This is a genomic window from Aquabacterium sp. (genome assembly GCF_044226965.1).
In the GTDB taxonomy this organism is placed as follows: domain Bacteria; phylum Pseudomonadota; class Gammaproteobacteria; order Burkholderiales; family Burkholderiaceae_C; genus Pseudaquabacterium.
The window spans coordinates 36,566-46,450 of sequence record NZ_JBGAGA010000047.1; the positions used below are offsets into that span (position 1 = coordinate 36,566).

Annotated in this window: 9 protein-coding genes and 1 tRNA gene; 7 read left to right on the forward strand and 3 right to left on the reverse strand. The window is 69.2% G+C overall.

The annotated features are described in order from the left end of the window. Positions 1-26 precede the first annotated feature (26 nt). The 4 genes from ACILR4_RS19420 (at position 27) to ACILR4_RS19435 (ending at position 1,979) form a co-directional block, all read left to right on the forward strand. Entirely contained in the window at positions 27-641 is a 615-nt protein-coding gene (locus tag ACILR4_RS19420) for a glutathione S-transferase N-terminal domain-containing protein (RefSeq protein ID WP_395702520.1), read from the forward strand. Positions 642-654: 13 nt separating this feature from the next. Next, complete coding sequence (locus ACILR4_RS19425; RefSeq protein WP_395702521.1) at positions 655-1,209, forward strand: ClpXP protease specificity-enhancing factor; 555 nt, start codon at positions 655-657, stop codon at positions 1,207-1,209. 34 nt (positions 1,210-1,243) lie between these two features. Further along, a tRNA-Thr gene (locus tag ACILR4_RS19430) sits at positions 1,244-1,319 on the forward strand. 99 nt (positions 1,320-1,418) lie between these two features. Further along, positions 1,419-1,979 carry a BON domain-containing protein gene (locus tag ACILR4_RS19435; RefSeq protein ID WP_395702522.1) on the forward strand — a complete coding sequence of 187 codons (561 nt, stop codon included), beginning with the start codon at positions 1,419-1,421 and terminating at the stop codon, positions 1,977-1,979. 9 nt (positions 1,980-1,988) lie between these two features. On the opposite strand, the gene ACILR4_RS19440 is transcribed toward ACILR4_RS19435, so the two are convergent. The 3 genes from ACILR4_RS19440 to ACILR4_RS19450 form a co-directional block, all read right to left on the reverse strand. Next, positions 1,989-2,951, reverse strand: coding sequence for a DUF4214 domain-containing protein (locus ACILR4_RS19440; protein WP_395702523.1), 963 nt, complete (start codon positions 2,949-2,951; stop codon positions 1,989-1,991). Positions 2,952-2,957: 6 nt separating this feature from the next. Further along, positions 2,958-4,106: an ATP-binding protein gene (locus ACILR4_RS19445; RefSeq protein WP_395702524.1), complete on the reverse strand. Its 1,149-nt coding sequence runs from the start codon at positions 4,104-4,106 to the stop codon at positions 2,958-2,960. 170 nt (positions 4,107-4,276) lie between these two features. Beyond that, positions 4,277-4,588, reverse strand: a complete 312-nt coding sequence (locus tag ACILR4_RS19450; RefSeq protein ID WP_395702525.1) for a hypothetical protein — start codon at positions 4,586-4,588, stop codon at positions 4,277-4,279. Between the two features lie 126 nt (positions 4,589-4,714). Between ACILR4_RS19450 and ACILR4_RS19455 the strand changes: the two genes are divergently transcribed. The 3 genes from ACILR4_RS19455 to argJ all read left to right on the forward strand — a co-directional run bounded on the left by ACILR4_RS19455 (position 4,715) and on the right by argJ (position 9,840). Further along, positions 4,715-5,695: a M23 family metallopeptidase gene (locus ACILR4_RS19455; RefSeq protein ID WP_395702526.1), complete on the forward strand. Its 981-nt coding sequence runs from the start codon at positions 4,715-4,717 to the stop codon at positions 5,693-5,695. Between the two features lie 148 nt (positions 5,696-5,843). Then, a complete protein-coding gene (gene secA, locus ACILR4_RS19460; protein WP_395702527.1) occupies positions 5,844-8,591 on the forward strand; it encodes a preprotein translocase subunit SecA in 2,748 nt (915 codons plus the stop codon). A gap of 19 nt (positions 8,592-8,610) precedes the next feature. Then, complete coding sequence (gene argJ / locus ACILR4_RS19465; protein ID WP_395702528.1) at positions 8,611-9,840, forward strand: bifunctional glutamate N-acetyltransferase/amino-acid acetyltransferase ArgJ; 1,230 nt, start codon at positions 8,611-8,613, stop codon at positions 9,838-9,840. Positions 9,841-9,885 lie beyond the last annotated feature (45 nt).

Genomic DNA, 9,885 nt, shown 5'->3' on the forward strand with positions numbered 1-9,885 from the left:
ATTTTGTCTCACTGGGAGCCGCCGTCATGATGGTGCTTTACTCCGGAACCACCTGCCCCTACTCGCACCGCTGCCGCTTCGTGCTGTTTGAGAAAGGCATGGACTTCGAGATCCGCGACGTCGATCTCTTCGCGAAGCCCGAAGACATCGCGCTGATGAACCCGTACAACGAGGTGCCGATCCTGGTGGAGCGCGACCTGATCCTGTACGAGTCGCACATCATCAACGAATACATCGATGAGCGCTTCCCGCACCCGCAGCTGATGCCTGGCGACCCGGTGGCGCGCGCCCGCGTGCGGTTGTTCCTGTTCAACTTCGAGAAGGAGTTGTTCGCCCATGTCAACACGCTGGAGGCCCGCTCGGGCGTCAAGGCCAATGACAAGCAGCTCGAGCGTGCGCGCTCGCAGATCCGTGAACGTCTGACCCAGCTGGCACCGATCTTCCTGAAGAACAAGTACATGCTGGGTGACGACTTCTCGATGCTCGATGTCGCCATTGCGCCGCTGCTGTGGCGCCTGGACTACTACGGCATCGACCTGTCGAAGAACGCGGCTCCCTTGCTGAAGTACGCCGAGCGCATCTTCTCGCGCCCGGCCTACATCGAAGCGCTGACCCCGTCCGAAAAGGTCATGCGCAAGTAAGCGAAGACACCCGATGAGCACACCGTCCGCTCCCGACGAACAGGGCACCTCCACCCGGCCCTACCTGGTGCGTGCGTTGCACGACTGGTGCACCGACAACGGCTTCACGCCGTACATCGCGGTGTTCGTCGATCGGCTGGTGCAGGTGCCGATGGAGTACGTGAAGAACAACGAAATCGTGCTCAACGTGGGCTTCGAGGCCACGTCCGGGCTGAAGCTGGGCAACGACTTCATCGAGTTTCGTGCGCGGTTCGGTGGCGTCTCGCGCGACATCGTCGTGCCGGTCGACCACGTGGTGGCGATCTATGCGCGAGAGAACGGCCAGGGCATGGCCTTTCCGGTGCCGACCGAGGCGTCTTCGTCCGGCGCGGCGCCGCGCGTGGCCGACGCTGGTCCGGCGCCTGAGCCCGCCAGCCGCGGACTGCGGCTGGCGCACGCCGAAGAGGCAGCGCCCGAACCCAGCGGCGAGCCGCCGGCGCCGCGTGCTGGCTGGTCCGACGACCAGCCGCCCGAGCCCACGCCCCCCTCGCCACCCGGCAGCCGGCCAACGCTCAAGCGCATCAAGTAGCCCGCTGGCCCGGCGCCTAGAATTCGCTTTCGCCGCCGGCTTAGCTCAGTTGGTAGAGCACCCGCCTTGTAAGCGGAAGGTCGTCAGTTCGATTCTGACAGCCGGCACCAGCGGCCCGATCCTGCGTCCCGCCCTGTCAGCGGATGCGGACAGTGCGTTCGCAGCCCGGCTGACAGCTGTCGCAGCGCGCTGCGCCTACGCTGGTGACCATGGCGACACACCTCCTGCATCACGGCCGGCCGGACCTTCGCGGGACCCACCGACCTGACGGCGACCCCGAGCCGCCGACCCCCGCGCCCACCCGACCCGCACCGCCGCCGCGCAGGCGCGGCTCGGGCTGGTCCTGGCTGCTGCCAGCCGCGCTGGGTGCGCTCGCAGCCGGCTTCCTGGTGTCGGGTCACTACGAGACGGCCACGCTCGGCGAACGGCTGGATGCGACCGTCGAACGTGGCGAAGACGCCGCGCGTGGCCTCGCCGACGGATTGGCGCACTCCGGCACCGAGGGTCTTGACCATGTGGCAGCGGCCCTGGCCGATGTCGGCATCACCACCAGCATCAAGACCGGGCTGGTCGCCGATCCCGTCCTGAGCGCCTTCAAGATCGATGTCCGCACCGAGCGCGGCATCGTCACCCTGAGCGGCCCGGCCCCGTCGGTCGCGGCGCGGGAACGGGCCTCGGTGCTGGCGCGCGCACCGGCGGGTGTGCGAGACGTGCGCAACGAGCTGACCCTGGCCAAGGCGCCGACTGCGCCCAGCAGCCCAGCGCCCTGAAGCCGGCGCTCACCCGGCCGGCAGGAACGCCAGGCCGTGCTCGGTCAGGCCGGCAAGGTCGATCTGCTGTGCATTCAGGTCGGTCTGGCTGGCCATCAGTGCCAGCGTGGCCTGGCTGGTGGCGCCGCTGTCGAGCAGCTGGACGTAGTGGTTCAGCGTGGCATCGTCGGGCGCTGTGCCCACGACATGGCGGTACACCACGCGCACGAAGTCGACATTCGAATGCGACCCGGCTGCCTGTGCGAACAGGTCGCTGTCCACGGCCAGCGCCGCCAGATCGCTCCAAGACCGGCCCTCGTCGAGCAGCGAAAGGCCCAGGCCGACGAGGTCACCGCGGGCCAGCGCGTCCTTGCCGAACAGCGCGCCGATCAGGCGCGCCACCATGCCGGCGTGGCCGTCGAGGTCCAGGGCCAGGTCGCCGTCGGCGAATTGCAGGCGCTCGATGCCGTTCAACGCGTCGCGGCCTTCGCGGCCCCGCGTGTCCTGCAACTGCCAGCCGTCCGCCTGGCGCGTGAGGACGAAGTCGCCGCGTGACCCGCGGTAGATCGCGGTGTCGATGCCCCCGCCCCCGCGCAGCGTGTCGTTGCCGCCCAGGCCGGCGAAGCGGTCATTGCCGTCGGAGCCGTCGAACCAGTCGGCCTCGCGGAACAGGTAGTCGAGCAGACCTTGGGTGTCCCAGCGATCGGTCAGCGGGTTGTAGTACGACAGGATCTTCAGCAGATCCCACACGATGTCCACCACCTGCAGCGCCGCGTCGATCGAGTCGCCCAGCTCGATGCGGGTGATGTCGCCGAAGGGCAGCAGCTCGCCGTGGCTGGCGCGCAGACCGTCGCCGAACAGATCGAGGACGAGGTCGCCGCCCGTCTCCCGGAAATGGTCGCCGCCGAGCAGGCTGCCCGCGGCGTCGGCGCCCAGCGACAGGAAGTCGAGCGTGGTGGTGTCCAGCGGACGGAACAGGCGCCAGGTGCTCATCGGGCTTCAGCGGGTGTCTTGCGCTGCAGGGGCCGCCATCAGCGGCAGCATCAGTATGGCGCGCGTGCCGCGCCCGGGCTTGGACTGCACGACCAGGCGGCCGCCAATCGCCTGCATCCGCGCATCGGCCGCAAAGAGGCCGATGCCGCCGCCAGCGGCCGGTTCGGTGGACAGCCGCGCCATGTCGAAGCCACAGCCGTCGTCGCCGATCACGATGCCCAGTCGCTCCGGTTCGGCCTGAATGCGCAGCCACAGGTGGCGTGCATGGGCATGCCGGCTGGCATTGGTCGCGAGCTCGCGCAGGACACGAAAGAGGGTGGCCTGCACGGCCTCGGGAATGTCCAGGGTGTCGGGCACGGCGCCTTCGACCCGCGCGACGAGCCCGCCCTCGCGGGTCAGTCCTTGCGCGAGGTGATCGATCGCCGCCTGCAGCCCGCGTGTTCGCAGCAGCGGCAGGGCCAGGTCGTCGGCCGTGTCGCGCTGCGTCTGAAGCACCCTGCCGAGCAGGGCGTCGAGTTCACCGATGCGCTGCGCCTGCACCGCATCGCCCGGCTTGCCCAGCGCCAGCAGCCCGTCGCGTGCAGCCTTCAACAGCGGGCCGGCCTCGGCCAGCAGGCGTTCGCCCAGGCGCTGGCGCTCGCGCGCCTCGGTGGCAGCAAGCTCGTAGGCCAGGGTCTTCAGCTGACGCTTGCGGGCCTGCAAGGTCTGTTCGCGGCGTCGCCGCTCGGTGATGTCGCGCAGCACGACCAGGCCGGCCACCACCTTGCCTTCGTCGTTCAGCACCGGACTGGCCGTGGCGCTGACGGCCACCTCGAAGCCTTCGCGCGCGCGCAGCGTGCAATCGGCATCGCGCAGCGTCCGGCAGGCAGCCAGGCTGCGCCAGGTGGCCGCTGCCTGGCTCAGGTTGCGCGGCTCGGCCAGGGCCTGCAAGGGCCAGCCGAACACCTCCTGCCGGCTGAAACCGAGCACGCCGAACAGGGCACGATTGCAGTCGACGATGCGGCCCGAGTGCGGCGCGATCCAGAGGCAGATGTCAGGCATCGCATCGGCCCAGCGGCGCCAGGCCACCGGCTCGTTGGGCATCGGCATCGTGGTCGGATCGTCCGGCAGGGCTGCCGGGCGAGCGGAGGGCGGGCGGGTGGCGGACAGGCGCATGGCGGCTCCTGCGGATGCGGCGGACCGTCACCCGTGGCGTGGCATTCGAGGTTCCGCGACGATACCGGCGGGACCTGACCGGTCAATCCGCCAAAGTGCACAAGCGTGGCCTGGAATCCCTGCAGCCCCCTAATTCGTCGACCGTGGGGCGCGCCGGATTCACGCGGTTGTCACGACCCGGTCAGGATGCGCACGCGGATCTCGCGCGGCGGCTGACCCAGCTCCGCGAGCCGGGCGTTCAGCATCGGCAGGCATTGCCGCAGCTTGGCCGACACCGCGCCGTTGGGCACCAGCAGCGTCCAACTCAAGTCGTCGATCGGGCCAGGCCGCAACTGCGCCGCCAGCGGCGCCGGCAACAGCGGGGCCACGGCGGCCAGGCAGGCCTGCGAGGCCCGCAGGCGTTCCCCCAGGCGGCTCAGGGACTCGTTGGCGGCCAGTGCGGCGTCGATCGACAGCGTGTTGGGCGGCGGGGGCAGGGCCATCGGCGCAGTGTAAAACCGGGCCATCGGGTCCGGCGCGGGCTTGCCGCAGGCGGCGCTTCGGCGTAGCCTGCCCACCCCTTCGCGCGGCGCACGGGCCGCAGGCCGGACGGGCAGGAGATCCAGCCGATGCAAATCATGATCACCCACGGCACCGTGGCGCGCACCCGCGTGCTGCAGTTCAGCCGCTGGCAGCTGGTGGCGGCACTGGCGGGGCTGACCAGCCTGCTGCTGCTGCTGTCGGGCACGGTCTATCACTTCGTCTTCCTGAAGGCGGTACGCGATGGCTGGCCGGTGGTCAGCCAGCTGGTGCGGCCGATCGTCCGCCTCGAACTGGCGCAGCGCGAGCGCTTCATGCAGGACAGCCTGGACGCCATGGCGCAGAAGGTCGGCGAGATGCAGGCGAGGCTGGTGAAGCTGGAGGCGATGGGGGACCGGGTGTCCGATCTCGCGGGGGTCGATGCCGGCGCCCTGAAGCCGGCCACGCCGGCGACCGGCAACGCCGCGAAGACCCCGGGCGGACAGGGCGGACCGTACTACCCGATTGGCCCGGACGGCCGGCTGCCGCGGCGCGCCGGCCTCGACGAATTGAACCTGGCGCTGGCGCAGCTGGACGAGCGCAGCGCGCTCGGCACCGATCTCTTCACGCTGATCACCTCGCGCCTGCTCGAATCGCGCCTGCAGCAGCTGACGGTGCCGAGCGTGCTGCCGGTCGAGGGTCCCATCGGCTCGGGCTTCGGCGTGCGACCCGATCCGATCACCGGTCGCGCGGCGCTGCATTCGGGCCTGGACTTTCCGGCCGACGTCGGCACCAGCATCGTGGCCGCGGCCGGCGGCATGGTGCAGCTGGCCGAGTGGCACCCGCAGTACGGCCAGATGCTGGAAATCGACCATGGCAAGGGTCTGGTCACGCGCTATGCCCATGTCTCGAAGCTGCTGGTCCATGCCGGCGACCTGGTCAAGCCTGGCCAGCGCGTGGCGGAGGTCGGCAACACCGGCCGCTCGACCGGTGCGCATCTGCACTTCGAAGTGCTGGTCGACGGCTCGCCGCAGGACCCGACACGCTTCCTGTCCGCCCAGGCCCTGGCGCGCGTCCGCGCGCCGGGCTGAGCCGAGGCCGTTCGCCCAGGGGGCGCCATACCCCGGGTGGTAGACTCGCTGGCTTTTTCCGCGCCCGGCCGACCGCCTGCCGTGGCCCCTTGCACCGGCGCCAAGCGACCCCAGATGCGCAGGCTGCCACGCCGAGTCCCGACACCGCATGTTGCCCAAGCTCCTCACCTCGATTTTCGGCAGCCGCAATGACCGGCTGCTCAAGCAATACCGCCGCGTCGTCGAGAAGATCAACGCGCTGGAGCCGCAGTTCGAAGCCCTGGACGACGCCGCGCTGAAGGCGAAGACCGACGAATTCCGCCAGCGCCTGGGCGCCGGCTCGACGCTGGACGACCTGCTGCCCGAGGCCTTCGCGGTGGTGCGCGAGGCCGGCAAGCGCAGCCTGAAGATGCGGCACTTCGACGTGCAGCTGATCGGCGGCATGACGCTGCACAACGGCAAGATCGCCGAAATGCGCACCGGCGAAGGCAAGACGCTGATGGCCACCTTGCCGGTGTACCTGAACGCGCTGTCGGGCAAGGGCGTGCACGTGGTCACGGTGAACGACTACCTCGCACGCCGCGATGCCGAATGGATGGGCCGGCTCTACGGCTTCCTCGGCCTGACGGTGGGCGTGAATGTCCCCGGCATGAGCCGCGAGGAAAAGCAGGCCGCCTTCAACGCCGACGTCACCTACGGTACCAACAACGAGTTCGGCTTCGACTACCTGCGCGACAACATGGTCTACGAGGTGGCCGACCGCGTCGCCCGCGGCCTGAACTTCGCGATCGTCGACGAGGTCGACTCGATCCTGATCGACGAAGCCCGCACGCCGCTGATCATCAGCGGTCAGGCCGAGGACCACACCGAGCTCTACGTGCGCATCAACGCGGTGATCCCGGGCCTGAAGAAGCAGATCGGCGAAGCCGACCCACGCACCGGCGAAGGCGTCATCGAGCCGGGCGACTTCACCGTCGACGAGAAGACGCACCAGGTCTACCTGACCGAAGACGGCCACGAGCATGCCGAGGAGCTGCTGCGCCAGGCCGGCCTGCTGGTGGAAGGCGCGAGCCTGTACGACGCCGCCAACATCACGCTGATGCACCACGTGTACGCGGCGCTGCGGGCCAACCACCTGTACCACCGTGACCAGCACTACGTGGTGCAGAACGGCGAGATCATCATCGTCGACGAGTTCACCGGCCGCCTGATGACGGGCCGTCGCTGGAGCGACGGCCTGCACCAGGCCGTCGAGGCCAAGGAAGGCGTGCAGATCCAGAGCGAGAACCAGACGCTCGCCTCGATCACCTTCCAGAACTACTTCCGCATGTACGCCAAGCTCGGCGGCATGACCGGCACGGCCGACACCGAGGCCTACGAGTTCCAGGAGATCTACGGTCTCGAGACCGTGGTGATCCCGCCGAACCGGCCGACGATCCGCAAGGACGAGAACGACCTGATCTACAAGACCGCGCGCGAGAAGTACAACGCGGTCATCGACGACATCCGCGCCTGCCACCAGAAGGGCCAGCCGACGCTGGTGGGCACCACCTCGATCGAGAACTCCGAGCTCATTTCGCAACTGCTCACGCAGGCCAAGCTGCCGCACCAGGTGCTCAACGCCAAGCAGCATGCGAAGGAGGCCGAGATCGTGGCCCAGGCCGGGCGCCCGGGCGTGATCACGATCGCCACCAACATGGCCGGTCGCGGGACCGACATCGTGCTGGGCGGCAACGTCGAGAAGCAGATCCAGTTCCTCGAGGCCGACGCCGCGATCCCCGAGGACGAGAAGGCGCGCCGCATCCAGCAGCTGAAGGACGAGTGGCAGGGCCTGCACGAGCAGGTCAAGGCTGCGGGCGGCCTGCGCATCATCGCCACCGAACGGCACGAGAGCCGGCGCATCGACAACCAGTTGCGCGGCCGTGCCGGCCGCCAGGGCGACCCCGGCCAGTCGCGCTTCTACCTGTCGCTGGAAGACCCGCTGATGCGCATCTTCGCCGGCGACCGCGTGCGCGCGATCATGGACCGGCTGAAGATGCCCGAGGGCGAGGCCATCGAGGCCGGCATCGTCACCCGCAGCATCGAAGGCGCGCAGCGCAAGGTCGAGGCGCGCAACTTCGACATCCGCAAGCAGCTGCTCGAGTACGACGACGTCGCCAACGACCAGCGCAAGGTCATCTACCAGCAGCGCAACGAGATCCTCGAGAGCGACTCGGTGGTGGCACAGATCACCAACCTGCGCCGCAGCGCGCTCGAAGACGTGGTGCGCACCTACGTGCCCAAGGAAAGCGTCGAGGAGCAGTGGGACCTGCCCGGCCTGGAGAAGACGCTGGCCGAGGAATGGCAGCTCACCTCGCTCTCGCTGGCGGCCGAGGTGGCCAAGAGCGATTCGATCACCGACGAGGACATCGTCGAGAAGGTGGTCGCCGAGGCCACGCGGGTGTTCGAATCCAAGATCGAGGTGGTCGGGCTCGAGCAGTTCAACCCGTTCATGCGCATGGTGCTGTTGCAGTCGATCGACTCGCACTGGCGCGAGCACCTGGCCGCGCTGGACTATCTGCGTCAGGGCATCCACCTGCGCGGCTACGCGCAGAAGAACCCGAAGCAGGAATACAAGCGCGAGGCCTTCGAGCTGTTCTCGCAACTGCTGGACCTGGTGAAGCTGGAAGTCACCCGCGTGCTGATGACCGTGCGCATCCAGACGCAGGAGCAGGTGGCCCAGGCGGCGGAGGCCATCGAGGAACGCGCCGGCCACGTCAGCAACGTCACCTACACGCATCCGAACGAGGACGGCAGCGTCAGCGAGGAGCAGGACGTGGCGACGCTGGCCGACCAGGTGCCGCGCGTCGGCCGCAACGATCCGTGCCCCTGTGGCAGCGGCAAGAAGTACAAGGCCTGCCACGGCCGCCTGGCCTGAACCTGCGAAGCGCTGCGCGATGCCCGTGAACCTCACCGCCCCCGATCCCGCCGGCCTGCTGGCCGTGCCGGGTGTTCAACTCGGCGTCGCGATGGCCGGCGTGCGCAAGGCCAACCGTCGCGACCTGGTGGTGATGACGCTGGCCGAAGGCAGCGCGGTGGCCGGCGTCTTCACGCGCAACCGCTTCTGCGCCGCGCCGGTGCAGGTGTGCCGCGAGCACCTGGCCGGGCCGCTGGGCATCCGGGCGATCGTCGTCAATACCGGCAACGCGAATGCCGGTACCGGGGCCGACGGCCTGGCGCGTGCGCGCCGCACCTGCGCTTCGCTGGCCGCGCTGCTGGGCGTGGCGCCGCAGCAGGTGCTGCCGTTCTCCACCGGCGTGATCATGGAGACCCTGCCCGTCGAGCGCATCGAGGCCGGGCTGCCGGCGGCGCTGGCGGCACGCGCCGATGCGGGCTGGGCCTTGGCCGCCGAGGGCATCATGACCACCGACACGCTGCCCAAGGCGGCCTCGCGCCAGCTGCAGATCGGCGGACGGACGGTCACTTTGAGTGGCATCAGCAAGGGCGCCGGCATGATCCGCCCGAACATGGCCACGATGCTTGGCTTCGTCGCGACCGATGCGGTCATCGCGCCAGGGCTTCTGCAGGCACTGGTCAGCGAAGCGGCCGATGCCAGCTTCAACCGCATCACGATCGACGGCGACACCTCGACCAACGATTCGTTCGTGCTGGTCGCCACGCGCCAGGCCGGGCACGCCGAGATCACCTCGCTCGATTCGCCCGAGGCGCGCGCTTTCCGCGAGGCGCTGGTCTCGCTGTCGCAGCAGCTGGCGCAGGCCATCGTGCGCGACGGCGAAGGTGCCACCAAGTTCATCACCGTGCGCATCGAGGGTGGCCGCGACGAGGCCGAGTGCAGGCTCGCCGCCTATGCCATCGCGCATTCGCCGCTGGTCAAGACGGCCTTCTTCGCCAGCGACCCGAACCTCGGGCGCATCCTGGCCGCGGTGGGCTATGCCGGCATCGCCGACCTCGACCAGGGCCTGATCGACCTGCACCTGGACGACGTGCACGTGGTTGTGCGGGGCGGCCGCCATCCGGCCTACCGCGAGGAAGACGGCCAGCGCGTGATGAAGCAGTCCGAGATCACCGTGAAGGTCCATTTGCACCGCGGCGCGGCCAGTGCCACCGTGTGGACCTGCGATCTCTCGCACGACTACGTCAGCATCAACGCGGACTACAGGTCCTGACCCCACAATAGGGCTCGCCGGTTGCGCCCCACGAGGGCGCCGGCC